The sequence below is a fragment of the Agrobacterium sp. FDAARGOS_525 genome, assembly GCF_003938925.1.
Taxonomy (GTDB): domain Bacteria; phylum Pseudomonadota; class Alphaproteobacteria; order Rhizobiales; family Rhizobiaceae; genus Agrobacterium; species Agrobacterium pusense.
In genome coordinates, this window is the sequence record NZ_RKIU01000003.1 from 2,877,378 (window position 1) to 2,899,074 (window position 21,697).

Consider the following 21,697-nt stretch of genomic DNA (forward strand, 5'->3'; position numbering starts at 1 on the left):
GCGGCCCTTTTTATTGGAACTCGAAAATCTGCCGGAAAACACCGGGCGCAATCAGCGACAGCGGGTTGATCGTCAGCTTCGGCTGGTCCGTCTGGCCGGAAAGCTTGAAGGTAATGCCGAGCAGGCCGCGGTCGCGCCCGTTGCCGAGGAAGATGCCGATAAAGGGCAACTCGCCGAACAGCCGGTTCAGCCCGTAGGCGGGCATGAAGGTGCCGGTCATGTCCATGCGGCCATTCTGATCCTTCAGCAGCCCCTGAAACGTTGCGCCGATCTGTTCACCGCGCACAACCCCGTTTTCCACCGCGATCGAACCGTTGACATAAACGACGCGGGCAAAACCCCGCTGGAATTTCTCCGAACTGACATCGATATTGCGGCGGACCGCATTGTTGAGGCTCCTGCCATCCTCGCCCGTCGGCGTTGCGACGATGTCCTGCAACTTGGCCTCATTGACCACGGAGAAATTGCGCAGATCCAGCGAGCCGCTCCAGTCGCTGCCATTGGCGGTCGTCAGTGCGAGGTTGAGAAGGCCGCCACGAATGCGGCTGTAGATATTGGCAAACCGCGCGAGCGAACCCGCATCGCTGCTGGTCAATGTCACAGTCCCCGTCGCGCCGCGATTGGTGGTCTGCGCGACCACCGCCTGTCCGTTGCCGGTCACGCCGCGAAAATCGATCGAGCGCACCTTGCCGTCACGCACGCTGACATCGGAATTGACATTGGCAAGGATCTCATCGTTGAACCCGTAGACTTTGTCAAACTGCGCCTTGATGGAAAGAGATGGCTGCGAACGAGACGTACCATCGCCACCACCGGCGGGACTGCGCAGCTTCGACAGGAAAGGCCTTAGATCCGCGGATTTTCCGGAAGCATTGATAATATAGCCGTTTTTCGAAGCAGCCAACGAAACTGCATAATTATCGGAGGGCGACAGCTGCACGCGGCTGAGATCGGCCGAGATCAGACCGCTCTTGTTGAAGGCAATGTCGCCGGCGGCGCCGAAACCATCGCCATCGAGGGAAAAATCCGTGATTGCGGTGCGACCGTCCGCCACTTCCATGGTAAAGGCGGCTTTTGCCGGAATGCCGATGCCCTTGCTCCAGCCAAGCCCCGGAAGAATGATCGACGCCTTGGTCAGATCGAGCCGTACGTCCTGGCGTTTGGCATCGGCACCGTCGATCTCCAAAACGGTTGTGCCGCCGAGAACCGAGGACAGCTCCGGCGCGAGTTTGGCGACCTGTGTTTCGGTCAACGTGGCCTTCAGGGACAGGGTGGGAGCCACACCGCTGTTCTTGCGCACGGGCTCCGTCATCTCGATATCCATCGGCACGTCATCGACGCGGCCTTTGCCCTGAAGCAGGAGCTGACGGTCGTTCAACGTCATGAAGCCGTCCAGCGCCGTGACCTTGTGGCCGGCGAAGGGTTTCGTCAGCGACAGGTTTTTCAGATCGAGATCGGCCGTCCACACCGGCGGAGGCGGGTTCTGGCTGGAAAGCAGGCCGATGGTCAGTTTCGCATTGGCTTGCACATCGCCGGCGAAATCCTCCGGCTTGAACTGCGTGTCCTTGAGCGCGTTGATCGGCTTCAGTGTCGCAAGCTCCGCTACGGCATCTGCGGAGCCCGATACGCTGAGTTCGAGATTTCCAAGCAGAGGCTTGTCATAAACCGAGGAAATCACGAACCGGCTGTTCTCAAGCGCCAGCGAACGGTTGGACGGGAAATAGGACGTCGCCCGCTTGATTTCGACGGCCATCTTCCCGCCTACGAGATCGAAATGCGCATCGACATCACGCAGGGGCGGAATGTCGCCGGTGGTGTTGAGGCGCGTATCGTCAATGTCGAAACGAATCTGCATTTCGCTCTCGCCGAGCACCAGCGGGCAACCGGGACCGCACATCCGGCCCTGCGGGATGAAGATTGCGATGGAGCCATTGGTGACCGTGCCGCCATAAAGATTGGAAACCACCCAGTCGCGCGGCTTGTGCGCCATCCAGAAAGGCCAGAGCTGCTTGACTGCCGTGGCCTCCATCTTCGGTATCTGTCCGCCGAAGCTGATTTCGGGCGACCCTTCGCCGAACCGCATTTTCAGCGATCCCGCCATGTCTCCGAGTGGGCTCGTGACATAAAGCGATGAAACGTCGAGTTGCTTCGTCGCAGCCGTGAAGTGACCGTCCGCCTTCAGGCTGAAAGGAACCGGGGCCTCGCCCGAGGCTTCGGACGAAGCAACCGCATCGTCGATGCGGAGGGACAGACCAAAACCCTCCTCCGTATCGCTGATTACGCCGGCGACCGGAATGATCGTGCGTCCAAGTTCCACCCGCGAGTTGTCGATGACAAGCGTGCTTTTTGCGAAATCGTAGCGCGCGTTCACAGTGCCGGCCGTAAAGGGCTGGGCCTCGCCGCCGATCCGAAGCGTGCCGTTACCGAGGCCGAGCGAGATGTCGAGACGCGGCTCCTGCCCCTCCTTGGCCCGGCGGGCAACGATGTTGATGCCCGTCTTGACATTCAGCCCCTCATGGAGGTTTCCGTCGGGATCGTATTTTTCCAGAAACGGGCCAATGTCGAAGCCATCGATACGGGCCTGGAAACCGTCGATCACGCCGCCCGCACCTGAGGTCTTGAGTGACACGCTGGCGATTTCGCCGTTGAACAGCGTTTCCCCGTCAAGCGAATAGCCGCCCTGCTGGTCTGGCGTCAGCGACAGTTCCCGCACCTCGATGGTACGCGGCTTGCCCAGTTCGCCCGGCGGCAGATGAACGGAAACGCTGGAAATATCGATTTCCTCGGTTCCGCTGCTCAGGAAAGCCTGTGCCAGCTTGTCGAGCTGCCCGAAGGCTTCCTGCAATTGCAGCGGCACGGCGTCGAGCTTGACGCTGGCAAGATCGAACCCGTTGCCCTTGGGCAAAAGCGCCGTATCCAGCTCCATCCCGTCGGCTTCCAGGCTCTCCACCGACACGCGACCCGCCAGAAGCGCGAGGGGATCGAGCGCCATGCCGATCGCCCGCGCCCTGCTCAGATGCTGGCCGGATTCCTTCTCGACGATATCCACATCCTCCGCCACCAGCGCAAGGCGCAGTCCGGTGGAGAACCTGATCGCCGATGATCCGATTCGCGCGCTGTAATGCGGTCCGAGCGCCCGTTCCAGCGCCTGCTGCGCCTGGCTGGACAGCGCATTGTCAATCGAACCGGTCTCGACGGAAAGAATGATGCCGCCGATGGAGAGGAAGGCGAGCACAAAAAGAGCCGCGAAAACCTTGAGGAAAGCACGCGCCATGGAACGCGGCGGCGGGCAATGCACGATGATGGGATCCTCGGCCTGAGCCGAAGGCAAATCGTGCAGCGCAACGATATCGCGCCTGCCGAACTTGACCTTTTCACCCCTGACTTCAGCCATACGCCCGTATTTGCCCCTGAATAGCTCTTGTTTCGCCGCAACACCGGAGCGGGATGGCGAAAAGTGTAAGCGGTCATCGTCTGGAATCCCGCTCAAATTCCTTAACCCGGATCACGGTTGGGATTTGAGGTCGAAACGATCTGAAATCCCAATCGTGATCTGGACGACGCGCGGTTTCGCTATATATCGAATGTGGCAACTTTCACTCAACATCCCGGCGAAAGAAAGGTAGATTATGACAGACTTGACGATTGGCGGCCCGGCTCCCGATTTCACTTTGCCCCGCAACGGTGAAGGGACGGTGACATTGTCCAAACTCCAAGGCAAGGCCGTCGTTCTTTATTTCTACCCCAAGGACGACACGTCCGGCTGCACCGCCGAAGCGATCGATTTCAGCGCGCTGGGCGGCGAATTCGAAGCGGCCAACACGGTTGTCATCGGCATCTCGCCCGACAGCGTCAAAAGCCACGACAAGTTTGCGGCAAAACATTCGCTTTCCGTCATGCTCGCGTCTGACGAAGAGAGGAAGGTTCTGGAAGCCTATGGCGTCTGGAAGGAAAAAAGCATGTATGGGAAAAAATACATGGGTGTCGAACGCACCACATTCCTCGTTGGACCGGACGGCAAGATCGCGGAGATCTGGAACAAGGTGAAGGTCGCCGGCCATGCCCAGGCCGTTCTCGACGCAGCGAAGAAACTCTGAGGGACCAACCCGTTGTGATGCCCCCGTTCAAAATCATGTCGCTGCGCGGTGGTGCGACGGATGCTATCGCAAGCGCCGATCTCGACAGGAAGACCGCGCTCGCACAGGAGACGGCGACACGGTGGTTGGAGCGCCGCCTGTCGCTGCGCTCTCCGCTGGACCCACCCCTGCCAGAGCGCCCGGGCAGGCCGGAAAAGCCGGAACTCGTTCCGCCGACCGCAGTGGAACGCCGCTCGCTTCACAGCGTCAAGGGCCGTATCGCGCTGCTGCACGCCATTGCCCATATCGAACTCAACGCCGTCGATCTCGCGCTCGACATTGTCGCCCGTTATGCCAGCGAGCCGGTGCCGCATTCCTTTTTCGATGGCTGGATGCAGGTCGCCTTCGAAGAGGCAAAACATTTCCGGCTGGTGCGCGACCGGCTGAGAAGCCTCGGTGCAGACTATGGCGATCTGCCCGCCCATGACGGGCTGTGGCAGGCGGCGCATTCCACCCGCAACGATCTCACCGCACGGCTTGCCGTCGTGCCGCTCATCCTCGAAGCGCGCGGACTGGACGTCACCCCCTCCCTGCAGGCGAAGATGCGCGAGACCGGCGATCTCGAAAGCGCCGCCGTTCTGGACGTCATCTATAATGACGAAAAGGGCCACGTCGCCATCGGTGCAAAATGGTTTCGGTTCCTCTGTGCCCGTGAGAAAAAGGATCCGGCCGCAACCTTCAGGCAACTGGTGCGCGCCAATTTCCGCGGCCCTTTGAAACCGCCCTTTAATGACCTTGCCCGCGCCGAGGCCGGCCTGACGCCATCCTTTTACCGCTCGCTCACATCCGTCAGCCAATAGCCGACGCTACCGAAACGCCACTCCGGCAAAACTTCGTTAACCTTAACGAATTATGATTTCCTTCAAGAAATCGGCCAGTCCGGAGAGAGATTGTGACTGATACGGCGGAAAACCGGGTATTTGGCAAAAAGCGTGAGCCGCACGTGCTCATTCTCGCGCGCGGCGACAAGGTGCGGCACATGACCATCCGGCCCTGGATGGCGGCGCTTGCCGGCTGCACGATCGGCCTTTTTTCGCTCGGTTATCTCGGCGCCACCGGCTACCTTATCCTGCGGGACGACCTGATCGGCGCGACAATGGCGCGCCAGACCCGCATTCAGAACGATTACGAAGACCGCATCGCAGCCCTGAGAGCCCAGGTGGACCGCGTCACCTCCAGGCAGTTGCTGGATCAGCAGGTCGTTGAAAAGAAAGTGGAAAAGCTTCTGCAACAGCAGGCGGCGCTGACCTCGCGGCACGGCCGCATGAGCGAACTGCTGGAACGCGCGGAAAACTCCGGCGTCGCGACGTCGCCGACAGCACCCTCGTCCCTTTCAAACGCCATGGCGCCGGAAAAACGCGCCGATCTGTCGGGCGGTCTCTCGGCGATCGAAAAGCTGATGACAACGCGCCCACCACAGCCGGAACAACCCACCGCGAACGACAGACGTGCTGCTTACCAGCCGGAAGGCGGCGAGACGCCCTCGGACCGCGCCGATCGCGTATTTTCAAAGGTAACTCTGTCGCTGAAGGACATCGAGCGCCAGCAGATATCGCGGATAGCGCAACTGACGAGCGACGCCGAAGACAAGGCGAGTGCGATGCAGGACATTATCCGCCAGGCCGGGCTCAAGATCGATGAGAGCGGCACCGCCGACATTGGCGGACCCTATGCGGAGCCAGAGCGCGGCGAAACCGATCCCTTCAGCCTGTCGCTGACCAATCTCGACACCGCTCTCAACCGGCTGGATGTCGTCAGGGAAACGGCGACGACCCTGCCCTTCGGCAACCCTGCACCCGGGAGGGCGATCACCAGTCGATTCGGCAATCGGATGGATCCGTTTCTCGGCCGCCCGGCGCTACATACCGGCATCGATTTTCGTGCCGAGACCGGCGCAGACGTCAAATCCACCGGCGCTGGAAAGGTGACGGTAGCGGAAAATTCCGGCGGTTACGGCAATATGGTCGAGATCGATCACGGCCAGGGCGTGTCCACCCGATTCGGCCATCTCTCCGCCATTCTGGTCAAGGCCGGCGACCGGGTCGAAGCCGGCGACGTAATCGGCCGCGCCGGCAGCACCGGCCGTTCCACCGGTCCGCACGTGCATTATGAAGTGCGCCGCAACGATACGCCCGTGGATCCGATGCGGTTTCTGATCGCCGGGGCAGAGCTTAAAACCTATTTGAAATAGCGTCCCGGTTTTAACGCTTTTTTTGCTCTTTTAACGATAAATCCCGAAAAACCACGCCTGAGGCTTAAAAGCCCAGCCGCAAGCGGCACGTTTAACGCGCTTTTCCCGTTGTTTCCTTGACTTTCCGGCAATTTGGGCATATCCCCGCGCCAAGTCTTTGCAAGTGCCGTCGCGGCACGCAGGTGTTCTTACCGAACCAGAACGGAAAAAGTTCTTCCTTTGACAACATTCTCTGATCTTGGCCTGAGCCAAAAAGTTCTTTCCGCTATTGCAGATGCCGGCTACACGACGCCGACACCCATTCAGGCTGGCGCCATTCCGCCGGCGCTGGAAAAGCGTGATATCTGCGGTATCGCACAGACCGGCACGGGCAAAACCGCGTCATTCGTTCTGCCTATGCTGACCCTGCTTGAGAAGGGCCGCGCACGCGCCAGAATGCCGCGCACGCTGATCCTCGAGCCGACGCGCGAGCTTGCGGCACAGGTGGCGGAGAATTTCGAGAAATACGGCAAGAATCACAAGCTGAACGTCGCCCTCCTGATCGGCGGTGTTTCCTTCGAAGACCAGGACCGCAAGCTGGAACGTGGCGCCGATGTGCTGATCTGCACCCCTGGCCGCCTTCTTGACCATTGCGAACGCGGCAAGCTGCTGATGACCGGCGTGGAAATCCTTGTCATCGACGAAGCCGACCGCATGCTCGACATGGGCTTCATTCCTGACATCGAGCGCATCGCCAAGATGATCCCCTTCACCCGCCAGACGCTGTTTTTCTCGGCCACCATGCCGCCGGAAATACAGAAGCTGGCTGATCGCTTCCTGCAGAACCCCGTCCGTGTCGAGGTCGCCAAGCCCTCCTCTACTGCAAAGACCGTTGCCCAGCGCATCGTCGCCGCCCATAACAAGGACTACGAAAAGCGCGCCGTCCTGCGCGATCTCGTCCGTGCCGAAGAGGCTGAACTCAAGAACGCCATCATCTTCTGCAACCGCAAGAAGGATGTGGCCGATCTTTTCCGTTCGCTCGACCGCCACGGCTTTTCCGTCGGCGCGCTGCATGGCGACATGGACCAGCGTTCGCGCACGACAATGCTGCAGAACTTCAAGGACGGCAATCTGAAGCTGCTCGTCGCCTCGGACGTCGCCGCACGCGGGCTTGATATCCCCGATGTCAGCCACGTCTTCAACTTCGACATTCCCATTCATTCGGAAGACTATGTTCACCGCATCGGCCGCACCGGCCGTGCCGGCCGCTCGGGCAAGGCTTTCACCATCGTCACCAGAAGCGACACCAAATATCTCGACGCCATCGAAAAGCTGATCGGCGAAAAGATTGAGTGGCTGAACGGTGATCTCTCCACCCTCCCCGCGCCGATGGAAAGCTTTGAAAGCAATTCTGGCCGTCGGGGCAAGGAACGGGGCGGCAGAGGCCGCGACCGTAACCGCCGGGACGCCGCACCGGTCGACAACATCAATCAGGGCGCACAATCCGCTGCGGACGCAGATATCGCGGCTCATGGAGACGACAAGGTGAAAGCAGAACGCAAGCAGGAAAAGGCCCCGCGCAATTCCGACCGCAACAGTCGCAATCCGCTGCACGCCAATGACGACAACCGCGACCGTCGCCGCCACTATCGCGACCATGACGATGGCCCGACACCGGTAGGCTTTGGCGATGACATTCCCGCCTTCATGCTGATCGTGGCCAACGCCAAGGCCTGACCACAGCAATGGACACGATGACGTCGACGATCAAGCCGGGCCTCGATTTTCCGGGCGTCGGCGTGGGCCTTGTCATATTGCGTGAAGGCCGCCTCCTTTTATGCCGGCGCATGAAAGCGCCGGAAGCCGGGTATTGGAGCATCCCTGGCGGCAAAGTCGATCATCTCGAAACGTCGCTAGCCGCGGCGCGGCGCGAAGCCGAGGAAGAGACCGGGCTGACGATCGGCCACGTCGAATTTCTCTGCCATAGCGAATTTATCGACGCAGTGGACCGCCATCACTGGGTCTCCCTGATCTTCGTCACCCGCGACACAACGGGTCAGCCTTCGCTTACGGAGCCGGATAAGCTCTCCGCCATCGACTGGTTCGATCTCGACAAACTTCCTGAGCCGATCTCCGCCTTTGCAAAGGACGCTCTGGCCGCCCTGAAATAATGCTGGGGCAGCCCCGGGCGTCGAATAATGACGTCGGATGCGGAATTTTCACAATCGAAAACGGCGGATCAGATTGGGTCGAAGCCAGAATTTCGGACAACGGCACGCCTAATCCACGCCATTTCATTTCTGGAACGCTTATCGCGAGAGAATGGCTTTGCGTAAAGTTCTCCGAATTCAATTTTAAATTGCTTAAATTAGAGCTATGTAAAAAACCGCCCCAGTTTCCTGAAGCGGTTTATACGTAATAAAAAAAATAGAATATAGAAGCGAATATAGTCTGGCAGTGCTTATAATCGGAACACTTTCCGAGGCTTTTTACAGCCAATTTCAGTCGTCCCCTGAAACAATTCCATCTAAGCCAATCATTTACTTTCCGTCAAGCAATTCTTCTCGCAAATGCGAAAAAAACATGGCGAAAAAGAGGTGGGGAATTAGAAGGTTCCTATATTAAACTTAGATATCAATAAATTACAGATATGAAAATAAAATGTGCAGATTTATGACGTGCACTGCAAAAGGCATAATCAGCAACAAGGCCTTCGCTGGAGTGTGCTTATACGCGCCACTTGTAATAGTTTTATGAAGTAAAACGTCACGTGGCGGATTTATGAAATACTTCTTCAGTAAAGCGGTACAGAAAGAAGATAGCGGGGCGAAAAAGAGCAGCGCTGCGGCATGGCCGCGAGGCACCATTATCGGCCGACGGCAACAACCACAAGGTGCCGCGTCCATCTCGGCATTCGGATCGCCCGACATCGAAGCCAAGCTGCCGCAGTCCAGGCGCCAGCGTGCGATTATGATGGACGACAGGCGATTTTTCCTTTGGAAAACCGATTGGTGCCGATAAACATCAGATCGGGACAACAGGATTTCGATCACGTCATGCTTTCACTTCGCCTGCTAACGATCATCGCCGGTTTTGCCTTTGCGGGTTCAGCAAGCGCGGCATCGATCGGGATCGTTGCCCCGCAGAGCGGCCCCTACGAGCTTCTCGGGCAACAGGTCCGGCAGGGCGCCAAGGCGGCAGCCGCAAAACTCGGCCTGGATGTCGTGGAGATTCACGAGAGCTGCGAAGACGGCAGTGGCGGCGCGATTGCCGATGGCCTCGTGGCGGCGAAAGTCAGCGCCGCGATCGGCTTCCTGTGCACGGAAACGCTTCAGGACGTTCTGCTGCCGCTCAAGGCCGCGGCCATTCCGGCCATCACGCTTTCCAGCCGCGCACCCATCCTGATGGAGGACGCGCTGAAATATGGCTGGCCGCTTTTTCGCCTCGCCCCATCGGATCGGGCCGAATCGGCAAGGGCTGCGGAAGTCATTCTTCGCGACTGGAAAGGCCACCCGATCGGGCTCGTGGATGACGGCACGATCTACAGCCGCGAATTGGTCGACCGTATCCGCTCTACGCTGGAGGAAAACGGGCTGAAGCCCACCTTTGCCGATACGATGCGACCCAATCAGGAACAGCAGGTGGCGCTTGTGCGCCGGCTGGCGCGCACCGGCATTACCCATGTCTTCATCGGCGCGGAACGAAACGATATCGCCGTCGTGGCACGGGACGCCGCTTCAGAGAATTTTCCGCTCACCATTCTGGGCGGCGATACGCTGAACGCCGCCAACACCCCCCTCGCACTGGCTGTGAACGTGATGGCCATCACGCGCCCGGCCTATGACACACTGCCTTCGGCGCAGGGGGCAGCCGGCGAACTGCGCGCCGCAGGCATCGAACCCGAAGGTTACGTCCTTCCAGCCTATGCCGCCACCGAACTGACGGCGGCGCTGGCGGAAGCGGCCCAGGCGCAGTCGAAACCGGCGCCGGAGATACTGGCGTCCGGCACGGCCTTCAAAACCGTGATTGGCGATCTCGCATTCAACCCGTCGCATGAGCTTTCGGACAATCCCTACCGCCTGCAGCGCTGGAACGGCCAGCGCTTCGAACCGGCGGACAAAGCCGAAAGGCAGTAGCTGAAGCCGGCACCGGGACAAATTCGCGGAGCGGCAGCGGAAAACCATCAGCAACCTCACCGCTGACCGTTTCAAACCCCGATGCATGGTGTTAAAGGCAAACTTACGCAACGCGTCGAGAGGAGTTTGCCCATGTCCCTGCCCATCCGGATAGCACCGTCGATCCTGGCTTCCAATTTCGCCAAGCTCGGACAGGAAGTCGCCGATGTCACCGAGGCCGGCGCGGACTGGATTCATCTCGATGTCATGGACGGGCATTTCGTGCCGAACATTTCCTTCGGGCCCGATGTCATCAAGGCGCTTCGGCCGCACAGCAATGCCTTCTTCGATTGCCATTTGATGATCGCCCCCGTCGATCCCTATCTCGAAGCCTTTGCCAAGGCCGGCTGTGACAGCATCACGGTGCATGCGGAGGCCGGCCCCCACCTGCACCGCTCTCTCCAGACCATTCGCGGACTGGGCCTGAAGGCTGGCGTCACGCTCAACCCGGCAACGCCGCTTTCCGTTATCGAAAACGTGCTCGATGATGTCGACCTCGTGCTGATCATGAGCGTCAATCCCGGCTTCGGCGGCCAGAAATTCATTCCCGCCATGCTCGACAAGATCCGCGCAGCCAAGGCGATGATCGGTCAGCGGCCGATCGAACTGGAAGTGGATGGCGGCGTGACGGCGCAGACCGCAGGAGATATCATCGCCGCCGGCGCCAATGCACTGGTAGCGGGCTCCGCAGTATTCAAAGGCGATGGCGTGGAGGATTATCGCAAGACGATCGCCCTCCTGCGCACGGCCGCGGAAGCCGGACGGGCGTAATCCGTCACCGCCGAATGCGGAAAGCCGGATGCGGCACAACGAGGCGTCGGGGGGAATGTCATGGAAAGCGGCAGGCGGAATTTCCGCGACAGGGCTCTTCCAGCATTGTTCATTCTGCTTGGCGCGCTTGGCTGGAGCGTTTGTTCAGCGGCGTCGGCCGCCATCGGCCTCTATGCCCGTAACAGGCTGGAAACCGATCACGTCGCCGATATCATCACGCTTTTCTTCACGGGCGGATTTTTCGGCTGGCTGCTGGCGCTGGCAGCATTGCGCGTTCTCCCTGCCTTAAAATCCCAACAATTGCGTCTTGCGACAGCATGTCTCGCAATCGCTTTCTTCACGCTCGCCGTGGCGGCAGCATTGTTCGCGTTCGAGTACCGCATCTTTTATGCGCAATGGCATGCGCCAACCTTTTCCCGCATCTGGTTTTTTCAGCAGCTTTTCACGTCGCTCGGTGCAGTCTACCAGTTCGTCGTTCTGGGACATGGTCTTTATTTTCCCTTCGCCGCACTTCCGCTCGTGCCCGCAGGGGCAATGCTCTGCCGGCGTGCACCGCAAGCGGCGTAGGCATGCAGCTTGATAGATTGAGATTAGCGGAACACTTTGCTAAACGGGCAGCAAATTTCCTCTACTAAGAAAGTCATTGCCATGATCCCTCGTTACTCCCGGCCGGAAATGGTCGCCATCTGGTCGCCGGAAACAAAATTCCGCATCTGGTTCGAGATCGAGGCGCATGCCTGTGACGCGCTGGCCGAGCTCGGCGTCATCCCGAAGTCAGCAGCCCAGACCATCTGGGAAAAGGGCGGCAGCGCCACCTTCGACGTCGCCCGCATCGATGAGATCGAGGCCGTCACCAAGCATGATGTCATCGCCTTCCTCACCCATCTCGCAGAATTTGTCGGTCCCGACAGCCGCTTCGTGCATCAGGGCATGACCTCGTCGGACGTGCTCGATACCACGCTCAACATCCAGCTCGTGCGCGCCGCCGATCTGCTGCTCGCCGACATGGACCGGGTGCTCGCGGCTCTCAAGACCCGGGCCTTCGAACACAAGAACACGGTGCGCATCGGCCGTAGCCACGGCATCCATGCCGAACCGACGACGATGGGCCTCACCTTCGCCCGCTTCTACGCCGAGATGCATCGCAACCGTGAGCGCCTTGTGAATGCCCGTGCGGAAATCGCCACCGGCGCAATCTCCGGCGCTGTCGGCACCTTCGCCAATATCGACCCCCGCGTCGAGGAACATGTCTGCGAAAAGCTCGGACTCATCCCCGAGCCGGTTTCCACGCAGGTCATCCCGCGTGACCGTCACGCCATGTTCTTCGCCACCCTTGGCGTCATCGCCTCGTCGATTGAAAACGTCGCCATCGAAATCCGCCACATGCAGCGCACCGAAGTTCTGGAAGCGGAAGAGTTCTTCTCTCCCGGCCAGAAGGGCTCGTCGGCCATGCCGCACAAGCGTAACCCGGTTCTCACTGAAAACCTCACCGGCCTCGCCCGTCTGGTGCGCATGTCGGTCGTCCCGGCCATGGAAAACGTTGCCCTCTGGCACGAGCGCGACATCAGCCACTCCTCCGTGGAGCGCGCCATCGGCCCCGACACGACAGTCACTCTGGACTTCGCATTGAACCGTCTGGCAGGCGTCATCGAAAAGCTGGTGATCTACCCGGACAACATGCTGAAGAACATGAACAAGTTCCGTGGTCTCGTGCATTCGCAGCGCGTTCTCCTGGCGCTGACGCAGGCCGGCGTATCGCGCGAAGACGCCTATCGTCTGGTCCAGCGCAATGCCATGAAGGTCTGGGAACAGGGTGCGGATTTCCTTGAGGAACTGCTGGGTGACGAGGAAGTGCGCGCTGCTCTCGCCGAAGAGGTCATCCGCGAAAAATTCGACCTCGGTTACCACACCAAGCATGTCGATACGATCTTCGCCCGCGTCTTCGGCAACGCCTGAGACTTGAGCTGAACCCGAGAGCTTGACGTTAATGCCGCCGCGACCTTGATCGCGGCGGCATCACAACACAGATATGGCGCATGAAAGTTTCAGAAGCAGATATCCTGATCGTCCCCGGTTATACCAATTCCGGCCCGGACCACTGGCAGAGCCGCTGGGAGCGCAAGCTCTCCACCGCCCGCCGTGTCGAGCAGGCGGAATGGTCGAAACCGGTGAAGGAAGACTGGGTCGCCAGGCTGGTAGAGGAGGTCAACGCCTCCACCAGGCCCGTCGTCCTTGTTGCCCATTCGCTTGGCGTTCCAACGGTGATCCACGCATTGCCTGAAATCGGCAAGAAGGTATCCGGCGCGCTTCTCGTTGCGCCGCCTGATGTCGCCAATCCCGAAATCAGGCCGAAGCATCTCATGACCTTCGGGCCTTACCCGCGCGATCCGCTGCCCTTTCCGGCGATCACCATCGCCAGCCGCAACGATCCCTTCGGCTCCTATGAACACGCCGACGACATCGCTGCTGCCTGGGGTTCGCTTTTGATCGATGCCGGCATGTCCGGCCACATCAATGCCGAGTCCGGGCAGGGCCCGTGGCCGGAGGGCGGCATGGTCTTCGCGCAATTCCTGAGCCGCCTCAAAGGCGTCGAGCCATGACGAGAGCCGCCAACTGAAATCCGCATCGCCCCCCGCCCCTGCCGCGGCCCGGTTTTGCGGATGAAACACTTCGGCGGCCCTGTCACAAGAATTGAAGGGAAATATGCCAGCCGCATTGTAGAATGCACTCTTTTCCTTTATGGGACCGCTTCAAAGACCAAACGCAACGCCACCAGAATCGGCGTCAACCAAGAGACCTGCAATTATGAACCGTCGCCGCCGTATTTACGAAGGCAAGGCCAAGATCCTTTACGAGGGTCCGGAGCCAGGCACGCTTATCCAGTTCTTCAAGGATGATGCGACCGCCTTCAACAAGAAGAAGCATGAAGTCATCGACGGCAAGGGCGTGCTGAACAACCGTATCTGCGAATACGTCTTCACGCATCTGAACAAGATCGGCATTCCCACCCACTTCATCCGCCGCCTCAACATGCGCGAGCAGCTGATCAAGGAAGTGGAGATGATCCCGCTCGAGGTCGTCGTGCGCAATGTCGCCGCCGGCTCGCTTTCCAAGCGCCTCGGCATCGAGGAAGGCGTGGTGCTGCCACGCTCGATCATCGAGTTTTATTACAAGTCGGATGAGCTCGAAGACCCGATGGTCTCCGAAGAGCACATCACGGCTTTCGGCTGGGCCAACCCTGCCGAGCTTGACGACATCATGGCGCTCGCCATCCGCGTCAACGACTTCCTCTCCGGCCTGTTCCTCGGCGTCGGCATTCAGCTCGTCGATTTCAAGATCGAATGTGGCCGCCTCTTCGAAGGCGATATGATGCGCATCATCCTCGCCGACGAGATTTCGCCCGACAGCTGCCGTCTCTGGGACATCGAGACCCAGAAGAAGATGGACAAGGACCTCTTCCGACGCGATCTGGGCGGTCTTCTGGAAGCTTATTCCGAAGTGGCGCGCCGTCTCGGCATCATCAATGAAAACGAACCGATCCGCGGCACCGGTCCTGTTCTGGTAAAGTAATATCGGCTCGTGAAATAATATTGGCCTCGTAGGGTAAAATCAGGAGAAGATCAGGTGATCAAGGCACGGGTGACTGTTACGCTGAAGAACGGCGTTCTCGATCCGCAGGGCAAGGCAATCGAAGGCGCGCTTGGCAGCCTCGGTTTTGGTGGCGTCGGCCATGTCCGTCAGGGCAAGGTTTTCGATCTGGAACTGGAAGGCGCCGACAAGGCGAAGGCCGAAACCGATCTGAAGGCAATGTGCGAAAAGCTCTTGGCCAACACGGTCATCGAAAACTACGCCATCGCCATTCTCTAAGCTCCAGGAGCCGCCGTCCATGAAATCCGCTGTCGTCCAACTTCCCGGCCTCAACCGCGACCGCGACATGATCGCGGCTCTGACGAAAATTTCCGGTCAGGCGCCTGTCACCATCTGGCAGACGGAGACGGATATTCCCGATGTCGATCTGATCGTCATTCCCGGCGGCTTCTCTTATGGCGACTATCTGCGCTGCGGCGCGATTGCCGCCCGCATGCCTGTCATGCAGGCCATCCGCGAGAAGGCCGAAAAGGGCGTGAAGGTTCTCGGCGTCTGCAACGGCTTCCAGATTCTGGTCGAAGCCGGCATGCTGCCGGGCGCCCTGATGCGCAACGCCTCGCTGAAATTCGTCTGCCGCGAAGTGAAGCTCGAAGTCGCCAATAACGACACCGATTTCACCCGTGCTTACGACAAGGGCCAGATCCTGCGTTGCCCCGTCGCCCATCACGATGGCAACTACTTCCTCGATGCGGATGAGTTGAAATCGGTCGAGGGCAACGGCCAGGTCGTGTTCCGTTATGCCGAAGGCACCAACCCGAACGGCTCGCTGAACGACATTGCCGGCGTCATCAATGCCAAGGGCAACGTTCTCGGCATGATGCCGCATCCGGAAAACCTGATCGAAGCCGCCCATGGCGGCAATGACGGCCGCGGCCTCTTCGCTTCGGCGCTTGGCGTCATCGCAGCCTGACAGACGGGCGGGCTTTGAGCCCGCCTTTTTTGATGCCGGCTGACGGCGTCGTTTTGGCCCTCTCTTCTGGATGACCTGATGTCTTTTGCCCGTCGATCGAATACCCTCAAGGCGACCGGATTGTTTCTAGCTGCGGCGACCTTGGCTGCTTGTCAGCCGAAACCACAGCCGACAGCCTCGGTCTCCCGCGCCGCTCTCCCCACAATGGAACGGATAGCGCTTGGCGCGAATGCCTGCTGGTTCAAATCGGGGGATGCGGCTTTCAAGGCCTATCGTCTGGCCCCTGAACTCAATTCCTTCTCAGGCCGTCCGCGCATCCTGCTCGTGCCGCGCAACAGTCCGGAATCGCGGCCCATGCTGGTCGTTCAGGCCGAAGGCAACCCGGCAAAGCTCGACGCTTTTGGCCCGGTGATGAACGAGGCCATTTCCAGCCGCATCGCAACCGACGTCAAGCGCTGGGCGAATGGCGGCAAAGGCTGCTGATCTCATCGTAGTATTCTAGCCCTGCATATCGGGCGAGACGTATCCGCGTCGCTCATTCCTGTGCTTGTCACAGGAATGAGGAAAGGGGAACGCTCGGCAAAAGGCAGACGCCGGCACAAGAAGCTCTTGCCACGTACCATTTATCAATTTGCCGAAGCTGCTCTAAGGGACGTAAATAAAAAAACCCGCCAACGCCGGTTGGGAATGGCGTGGCGGGCTGCCGCACGGCTTGATGGCGCCGGGGAAAGAAGGCGCCGCTCTCCGGCAAAAAATTAAAGCGGCCGTGTCGGCCATGAAAGAAGCTGGGATTTCGCCGCTTCCTTCAGGGCTTCATCGCGCGTTACGCCGATATCTTCCAGAAGATCATCAGACAGTTCCCGCAAAGCGAGCCGTCCCTGCCGCTTCCGGTGCCAGTTGAACATGCCCGCAATCAGGCGACCAATTGGCGTGCTGGCGATCTTGGCCGGAAAAGGCGCCGGTGCGACCATGTCGCCGGCATCGCGGAACACGCGTTCCCGTTCGTAGCCATCAGGATAGAGCGTATCCGCTGTCGAAAGGTATTGATCCATCTTGCGCATATTGCACCTATTGTCTCCGTGCGTTTGTCTTAATTGAATGCATACAATAAATACAATTGACTTGCGAAGAGATACAATGCATAAATTGTCACCATGACAAATTGGCTTCCTGATCTCACTGTGGGCGATGGCCCGATATATCTGCGCCTCGCCGACAGTATCGAGGGTGCAATTTCCGATGGCACCCTGCAGGCGGGCTCGAAATTGCCGCCACAGCGCAACCTCGCTTATGACCTCGGCGTGACAATAGGTACAATCAGCCGGGCCTACGCGCTTATCCACGAGCGCGGCCTGGTCAGCGGTGAGGTCGGCCGCGGCACCTATGTCAATGAGCGCAAGACCCCGGCCCCCTCAGCGCCCATGGAGACGGCGGCGGCAGCGTTCGGCAGCACACGCCACGCTGTCGATAGCAGCGCCGAATTCCGGCTCAACACCACGGCGGCACCCGATGTCGGCCAGAGCGTGCTGATCGCCAGACATATCGAGGCTGTCGCCCGCGAACATGCTTACGACGTCACCAATTACGCCCGTTCCTTTCCTGACAACTGGTGCATGGCGGGCGCTCGCTGGCTTTCCCAGAACGGCTGGTCGCCAAAACCGGAAAACATCGTCTCGACGCTTGGCGCCCATGCGGCGGTGATGAGTGTGGTGACGGCCATGACCGCCCCGGGAGACCGTATCGTCTTCGAACCCGTGACCTATTCCCATATCAGCCGCAGCGCCACACTTGCCGGACGGCGGGTGACGCTGGTTGAAGCGGATGAAAAGGGCATTGTCCCTGACGATTTTGAGCGCGTCTGCGCCCAGCAGCATCCCAAGATGATCTTCCTGATGTCCGCCGGCCAGAACCCGACCTGCGCCACGCTGCCGGAAGAGCGTCGCCGTGCGATAGCCGATATTGCCCGCCGGTATGGTGTCTGGGTCGTAGAGGACAATCTTTATGGCGCGATGACGCGTGAGGCGATCCCGCTGATCGCAGAATTTGCGCCCGACATTACCTTCGTCGTCGGCGGCCTGTCTAAATCCGTTGCCGCTGGCGTTCGTGGCGGCTGGGTCGCCTGCCCGGCGCAATATTCGTCGCGCATCCGCATTTCCCACTCGATGCTGACAGGCGGTCTGCCCTTCATGCTGGCCGAAGTGAATGCCCGCCTCGTCAACAGCGGTGACGCCGACGACATTCGCAAGGATTGTATCGCCGAGATCAATCAGCGCGAGGCGATTGCCCGGCGGGCCTTTGCCGGGCTGGATTTCAATTCGCTGCCCGATATCGCCTTCCTGTGGCTGAGACTGCCCGAACCCTGGCTTTCCGGCACGTTCCGAAACGCGGCGATGAAAGAAGGCGTGCTGATAGATGACGAGGATGAGTTCAAGGCCGGCCGCACCGACAAGGTTTTCCATCGGGTGCGTGTCAGCCTTTCTGGTCCATCGAACCAGCAAGAGTTGACCCATGCCCTTGGCATCCTGCGCCACCTGCTCGACAACGGCTCGGCCGGTTACGAAAGCGTTGCCTAGAGGGCGGAGAGTCTTTCCTGCAACACCCGGCCTAATTCAGTAACTTATCATTTACCAAACCGACAAACCTGCCATCCTTTCCGCAATTCGAGGTGGGGAATGATTCGATGGCAGCATTCGATTCCACAGGTGTGAGGGCGTGTTTCGCGCTGGCGATCCTTCTTGCGGCATGTGTCTTGATCGGCACCATGCCCGCCAGTGCTGCGGAAGGCACCGTCTTCGACGAATTGCGCTTCGGCGCAACCACCTCAATCTCCAATCACGACAATGGCGGTGAGGATGGCGTCTTTCCGGCCTTCACTGCCTATTTTGATCCCTTCGCCAGTGCATCTGCGGTAACGCTCGGCCAAAAACTCTCCCGCCCACGGCTGCATATCGGTGGCGAGATCGGCACTGAGGGCTCGGCGAATACCATTTACGGCGGCGTCAACTGGACCTTCGATCTCAACCCGAAGATCTTTCTCGATTTCGGTTTTGGCGGCCTCTGGCATGATGGCAAGCTGAGAAACAGTGCCGGCGAAACCGGTGCGGAATTCGGCTGCCGGGTGCTTTTCCACGAATATGCGGCGATCGGCTATCGTTTCGATAATAACTGGAATATTTCGACCCAGATCGAGCATGCATCACATGCCAATCTGTGCGATGGGCCCAATGACGGACTGACCCGCGTCGGCCTCATGGTCGGCTACAGGTTCTGAAGAAGCCAAGAAAGCAGCGTTTTGCGGGTAAAACCGCGCATTTTCCTGTCGCACCTTTGAGCCTCTTGCGCTAAAGAACCGGAAACTTCCCTCGGCTCGAACCGCGTGAGACCTATGTCGATTCCAAACTCCATCAAGATCACCCCGGAACTCGTTGCATCCCACGGGCTGAAGCCCGACGAATACCAGCGTATCCTCGACCTGATCGGACGGGAGCCCAGCTTTACCGAGCTCGGCATCTTCTCGGCCATGTGGAACGAGCACTGCTCCTACAAGTCGTCCAAGAAGTGGCTGAAGACCCTGCCCACCAAGGGACCACGCGTCATCCAGGGCCCCGGTGAAAATGCCGGCGTTGTGGATATCGACGATGGCGATTGCGTCGTCTTCAAGATGGAGAGCCACAACCACCCCTCCTATATCGAGCCCTATCAGGGTGCGGCGACCGGTGTCGGCGGTATCCTGCGTGACGTCTTCACCATGGGCGCACGCCCGATTGCCGCCATGAACGCCCTGCGTTTCGGCGCGCCCGACCACCCGAAGACCCGCCATCTCGTGGCCGGTGTCGTTGCCGGTGTTGGCGGCTACGGCAACTCCTTCGGCGTGCCGACGGTTGGCGGCGAAGTGGAATTCGATCCGCGCTATAACGGCAACATCCTCGTTAACGCCTTTGCCGCCGGTCTTGCCAAGTCCGACGCGATCTTCCTCTCGGAAGCCAAGGGTGTGGGCCTGCCGGTGGTTTATCTCGGCGCAAAGACCGGCCGCGACGGCGTTGGCGGCGCGACCATGGCCTCTGCCGAATTCGATGAGTCCATCGAAGAAAAGCGCCCGACCGTTCAGGTCGGTGACCCCTTCACCGAAAAGTGCCTGCTGGAAGCCTGCCTTGAACTGATGAAAACCGGCGCGGTCATCGCCATTCAGGACATGGGCGCCGCCGGCCTCACCTGCTCGGCCGTGGAAATGGGCGCCAAGGGCGACCTCGGCATCGAGCTTGACCTCAATGCCGTGCCGGTGCGCGAAGAGCGCATGACTGCCTATGAAATGATGCTGTCCGAAAGCCAGGAGCGCATGCTCATGGTTCTCGAGCCCTCCAAGGAAGAAGTCGCCAAGGCGATTTTCGTGAAATGGGGCTTGGACTTCGCGATCGTCGGCAAGACCACCGACGACCTGCGTTTCCGCGTCATTCACAACGGCGAGGAAGTCGCCAACTTGCCGATCAAGGAACTGGGCGATCAGGCTCCGGAATATGACCGCCCGTGGACGCCCGCGAAGGTGCCCGCCCCGCTTGCGGAAAACGACGTCCCCGCTGCCGATATCGCCGATGCGCTGGTATCGCTCGTCGGTTCGGCGAACAATTCTTCGCGCCGCTGGGTCTACGAGCAGTATGACACGCTGATCCAGGGCAATTCCCTGCAGCTTCCGGGCGGCGATGCCGGCGTCGTTCGCGTCGAAGGCCACGACAAAAAGGCGCTCGCCTTCTCCTCCGACGTCACCCCGCGTTACGTCGAGGCTGACCCCTTCGAAGGCGGCAAGCAGGCCGTGGCCGAATGCTGGCGCAACATTACCGCAACCGGCGCCCTGCCGCTCGCGGCCACCGACAACCTGAATTTCGGCAACCCGGAAAAGCCCGAAATCATGAGTCAGCTGGTTCATGCCATCAAGGGCATCGGCGAAGCCTGCCGCGTGTTGGAATTCCCGATCGTTTCTGGCAACGTCTCGCTCTACAACGAGACCAATGGCCAGGCGATCCTGCCAACCCCCACCATTGGCGGCGTCGGCTTGCTGAAGGATTGGGGCCGCATGGCGCGCATCCGTTTTGCCGCCGCTGACGAAGCGGTGCTGCTTGTCGGCGCACCTGCCGGCCTCGGCACCCACATCGCGCAGTCGGTGTACATGCGTGATATCCATGGCCGTATCGACGGCCCTGCCCCGCATGTCGATCTGGCCGCCGAAAAGAAGAACGGCGATTTCGTGCGTGGCATCATCACGGATGGCCTCGCCACCGCCGTTCACGATTGCTCCTCGGGAGGTCTGGCGCTCGCGGTTGCCGAAATGGCGATTTCCTCCGGAATCGGCGCGACCATCGACGCGGTCGAAGGCCACAACCCGGTCCTCACCTTCTATGGCGAAGATCAGGGTCGTTACGTCCTGACCGTGAAGAAGAGTGATCTCGACAAGGTGCTGGCGGCTGCGAAGGCAGCCGGCGTTTCCTGCGCCAACATCGGCGTTACCGGTGGTTCCACCGTAAAGCTGGGCACGGCGCGCGCCGTCGAGATTAAAGAATTGCACTCGGCCTATGAATCGTGGTTCCCTCAGTTCATGGACGGCGAAACTCTAGTCGCCGCAGAATGAATTAAGGAGAAACATCATGCCCATGAAACCCGGCGACATTGAAGACATGATTAAGGCGGGAATTCCCGGGGCAAAGGTCACGATCCGCGATCTGGCCGGTGATGGCGATCATTACGCGGCGGAAGTCGTGGCAGATGCATTCAAGGGCAAGACCCGCGTGCAGCAGCACCAGATGGTCTATGACGCGCTGAAGGGCAATATGGGCGGCGTCCTGCATGCCCTTGCCCTGCAGACCTCGGCGCCCGAATGATGACTGAGATCACCGGT

General features: G+C 59.8%; 21 protein-coding genes. 18 read left to right on the plus strand and 3 right to left on the minus strand.

All coding sequences use genetic code 11. From position 1 onward, the window contains the following. Positions 1 to 10 precede the first annotated feature (10 nt). Entirely contained in the window at positions 11 to 3,394 is a 3,384-nt protein-coding gene (locus EGT36_RS15560; protein ID WP_037092473.1) for a YhdP family protein, read from the minus strand. Positions 3,395 to 3,629: 235 nt separating this feature from the next. Here EGT36_RS15560 and bcp point away from each other — a divergent pair, with 235 nt between their 5' ends. From bcp to EGT36_RS15585, 5 genes are all read left to right on the plus strand, one after another. Beyond that, the gene (gene bcp, locus EGT36_RS15565; protein WP_004442409.1) at positions 3,630 to 4,097 is read left to right on the plus strand and encodes a thioredoxin-dependent thiol peroxidase; all 468 of its coding nucleotides are present in this window, start codon (positions 3,630 to 3,632) and stop codon (positions 4,095 to 4,097) included. A 17-nt stretch (positions 4,098 to 4,114) separates the two neighbouring features. Then, positions 4,115 to 4,936, plus strand: coding sequence for a ferritin-like domain-containing protein (locus EGT36_RS15570; protein WP_081950669.1), 822 nt, complete (start codon positions 4,115 to 4,117; stop codon positions 4,934 to 4,936). Between the two features lie 92 nt (positions 4,937 to 5,028). Further along, complete coding sequence (locus EGT36_RS15575; RefSeq protein ID WP_022556475.1) at positions 5,029 to 6,327, plus strand: M23 family metallopeptidase; 1,299 nt, start codon at positions 5,029 to 5,031, stop codon at positions 6,325 to 6,327. A gap of 219 nt (positions 6,328 to 6,546) precedes the next feature. Continuing rightward, positions 6,547 to 8,043 (plus strand): DEAD/DEAH box helicase, encoded by a 1,497-nt coding sequence (locus tag EGT36_RS15580; protein WP_037092469.1) that lies wholly within the window; start codon positions 6,547 to 6,549, stop codon positions 8,041 to 8,043. Between the two features lie 8 nt (positions 8,044 to 8,051). After that, positions 8,052 to 8,477 (plus strand): NUDIX domain-containing protein, encoded by a 426-nt coding sequence (locus tag EGT36_RS15585; protein ID WP_004442420.1) that lies wholly within the window; start codon positions 8,052 to 8,054, stop codon positions 8,475 to 8,477. A gap of 471 nt (positions 8,478 to 8,948) precedes the next feature. On the opposite strand, the gene EGT36_RS15595 is transcribed toward EGT36_RS15585, so the two are convergent. Continuing rightward, positions 8,949 to 9,359 carry a hypothetical protein gene (locus EGT36_RS15595; protein WP_125270521.1) on the minus strand — a complete coding sequence of 137 codons (411 nt, stop codon included), beginning with the start codon at positions 9,357 to 9,359 and terminating at the stop codon, positions 8,949 to 8,951. Between the two features lie 3 nt (positions 9,360 to 9,362). Here EGT36_RS15595 and EGT36_RS15600 point away from each other — a divergent pair, with 3 nt between their 5' ends. The 9 genes from EGT36_RS15600 to EGT36_RS15640 all read left to right on the plus strand — a co-directional run bounded on the left by EGT36_RS15600 (position 9,363) and on the right by EGT36_RS15640 (position 16,293). After that, a complete protein-coding gene (locus EGT36_RS15600; protein WP_125270522.1) occupies positions 9,363 to 10,442 on the plus strand; it encodes an ABC transporter substrate-binding protein in 1,080 nt (359 codons plus the stop codon). A gap of 132 nt (positions 10,443 to 10,574) precedes the next feature. Beyond that, positions 10,575 to 11,252, plus strand: coding sequence for a ribulose-phosphate 3-epimerase (gene rpe, locus EGT36_RS15605; RefSeq protein ID WP_004442425.1), 678 nt, complete (start codon positions 10,575 to 10,577; stop codon positions 11,250 to 11,252). A gap of 60 nt (positions 11,253 to 11,312) precedes the next feature. After that, positions 11,313 to 11,819 (plus strand): hypothetical protein, encoded by a 507-nt coding sequence (locus EGT36_RS15610; RefSeq protein WP_125270523.1) that lies wholly within the window; start codon positions 11,313 to 11,315, stop codon positions 11,817 to 11,819. Positions 11,820 to 11,900: 81 nt separating this feature from the next. Beyond that, positions 11,901 to 13,208: an adenylosuccinate lyase gene (gene purB, locus EGT36_RS15615; RefSeq protein WP_035209982.1), complete on the plus strand. Its 1,308-nt coding sequence runs from the start codon at positions 11,901 to 11,903 to the stop codon at positions 13,206 to 13,208. Between the two features lie 80 nt (positions 13,209 to 13,288). Beyond that, on the plus strand, positions 13,289 to 13,852 hold the full coding sequence (locus tag EGT36_RS15620) for an alpha/beta hydrolase (protein ID WP_125270524.1): 564 nt from the start codon (positions 13,289 to 13,291) through the stop codon (positions 13,850 to 13,852). A gap of 205 nt (positions 13,853 to 14,057) precedes the next feature. Beyond that, a complete protein-coding gene (gene purC / locus EGT36_RS15625) occupies positions 14,058 to 14,822 on the plus strand; it encodes a phosphoribosylaminoimidazolesuccinocarboxamide synthase (protein WP_004442430.1) in 765 nt (254 codons plus the stop codon). Between the two features lie 54 nt (positions 14,823 to 14,876). Next, complete coding sequence (gene purS, locus EGT36_RS15630; protein WP_003507918.1) at positions 14,877 to 15,119, plus strand: phosphoribosylformylglycinamidine synthase subunit PurS; 243 nt, start codon at positions 14,877 to 14,879, stop codon at positions 15,117 to 15,119. Positions 15,120 to 15,138: 19 nt separating this feature from the next. Next, positions 15,139 to 15,810, plus strand: coding sequence for a phosphoribosylformylglycinamidine synthase subunit PurQ (gene purQ / locus EGT36_RS15635; protein ID WP_004442432.1), 672 nt, complete (start codon positions 15,139 to 15,141; stop codon positions 15,808 to 15,810). Positions 15,811 to 15,888: 78 nt separating this feature from the next. Further along, entirely contained in the window at positions 15,889 to 16,293 is a 405-nt protein-coding gene (locus tag EGT36_RS15640; RefSeq protein WP_004442434.1) for a hypothetical protein, read from the plus strand. 272 nt (positions 16,294 to 16,565) lie between these two features. On the opposite strand, the gene EGT36_RS15645 is transcribed toward EGT36_RS15640, so the two are convergent. Then, positions 16,566 to 16,871, minus strand: coding sequence for a DUF1127 domain-containing protein (locus EGT36_RS15645; RefSeq protein ID WP_022556485.1), 306 nt, complete (start codon positions 16,869 to 16,871; stop codon positions 16,566 to 16,568). 93 nt (positions 16,872 to 16,964) lie between these two features. On the opposite strand from EGT36_RS15645, the gene EGT36_RS15650 reads away from it, so the two are divergent. From EGT36_RS15650 to EGT36_RS15665, 4 genes are all read left to right on the plus strand, one after another. After that, positions 16,965 to 18,383: an aminotransferase-like domain-containing protein gene (locus tag EGT36_RS15650; RefSeq protein ID WP_037092461.1), complete on the plus strand. Its 1,419-nt coding sequence runs from the start codon at positions 16,965 to 16,967 to the stop codon at positions 18,381 to 18,383. Between the two features lie 107 nt (positions 18,384 to 18,490). Continuing rightward, positions 18,491 to 19,081, plus strand: a complete 591-nt coding sequence (locus tag EGT36_RS15655; protein WP_037092460.1) for an acyloxyacyl hydrolase — start codon at positions 18,491 to 18,493, stop codon at positions 19,079 to 19,081. Positions 19,082 to 19,195: 114 nt separating this feature from the next. After that, positions 19,196 to 21,430 carry a phosphoribosylformylglycinamidine synthase subunit PurL gene (gene purL / locus EGT36_RS15660; protein ID WP_072494580.1) on the plus strand — a complete coding sequence of 745 codons (2,235 nt, stop codon included), beginning with the start codon at positions 19,196 to 19,198 and terminating at the stop codon, positions 21,428 to 21,430. A 16-nt stretch (positions 21,431 to 21,446) separates the two neighbouring features. Continuing rightward, positions 21,447 to 21,680 (plus strand): BolA family protein, encoded by a 234-nt coding sequence (locus tag EGT36_RS15665; RefSeq protein ID WP_003516012.1) that lies wholly within the window; start codon positions 21,447 to 21,449, stop codon positions 21,678 to 21,680. The last annotated feature ends 17 nt before the right edge of the window (positions 21,681 to 21,697 follow it).

Excerpts from the sequence above, each read along its gene's own strand:
- EGT36_RS15570 (WP_081950669.1), top strand. The coding sequence starts at position 4,115 with ATGCCCCCGTTCAAAATCATGTCGCTGCGCGGTGGTGCGACGGATGCT.
- bcp (WP_004442409.1), top strand. The coding sequence starts at position 3,630 with ATGACAGACTTGACGATTGGCGGCCCGGCTCCCGATTTCACTTTGCCC.
- purQ (WP_004442432.1), top strand. The coding sequence starts at position 15,139 with ATGAAATCCGCTGTCGTCCAACTTCCCGGCCTCAACCGCGACCGCGAC.
- EGT36_RS15655 (WP_037092460.1), top strand. The coding sequence starts at position 18,491 with ATGGCAGCATTCGATTCCACAGGTGTGAGGGCGTGTTTCGCGCTGGCG.
- purB (WP_035209982.1), top strand. The coding sequence starts at position 11,901 with ATGATCCCTCGTTACTCCCGGCCGGAAATGGTCGCCATCTGGTCGCCG.
- EGT36_RS15585 (WP_004442420.1), top strand. The coding sequence starts at position 8,052 with ATGGACACGATGACGTCGACGATCAAGCCGGGCCTCGATTTTCCGGGC.
- EGT36_RS15650 (WP_037092461.1), top strand. The coding sequence starts at position 16,965 with ATGACAAATTGGCTTCCTGATCTCACTGTGGGCGATGGCCCGATATAT.
- rpe (WP_004442425.1), top strand. The coding sequence starts at position 10,575 with ATGTCCCTGCCCATCCGGATAGCACCGTCGATCCTGGCTTCCAATTTC.
- EGT36_RS15665 (WP_003516012.1), top strand. The coding sequence starts at position 21,447 with ATGCCCATGAAACCCGGCGACATTGAAGACATGATTAAGGCGGGAATT.
- EGT36_RS15560 (WP_037092473.1), bottom strand. The coding sequence starts at position 3,394 with ATGGCTGAAGTCAGGGGTGAAAAGGTCAAGTTCGGCAGGCGCGATATC.
- EGT36_RS15620 (WP_125270524.1), top strand. The coding sequence starts at position 13,289 with ATGAAAGTTTCAGAAGCAGATATCCTGATCGTCCCCGGTTATACCAAT.
- purC (WP_004442430.1), top strand. The coding sequence starts at position 14,058 with ATGAACCGTCGCCGCCGTATTTACGAAGGCAAGGCCAAGATCCTTTAC.
- EGT36_RS15645 (WP_022556485.1), bottom strand. The coding sequence starts at position 16,871 with ATGCGCAAGATGGATCAATACCTTTCGACAGCGGATACGCTCTATCCT.
- EGT36_RS15640 (WP_004442434.1), top strand. The coding sequence starts at position 15,889 with ATGTCTTTTGCCCGTCGATCGAATACCCTCAAGGCGACCGGATTGTTT.
- purL (WP_072494580.1), top strand. The coding sequence starts at position 19,196 with ATGTCGATTCCAAACTCCATCAAGATCACCCCGGAACTCGTTGCATCC.
- EGT36_RS15610 (WP_125270523.1), top strand. The coding sequence starts at position 11,313 with ATGGAAAGCGGCAGGCGGAATTTCCGCGACAGGGCTCTTCCAGCATTG.
- EGT36_RS15600 (WP_125270522.1), top strand. The coding sequence starts at position 9,363 with ATGCTTTCACTTCGCCTGCTAACGATCATCGCCGGTTTTGCCTTTGCG.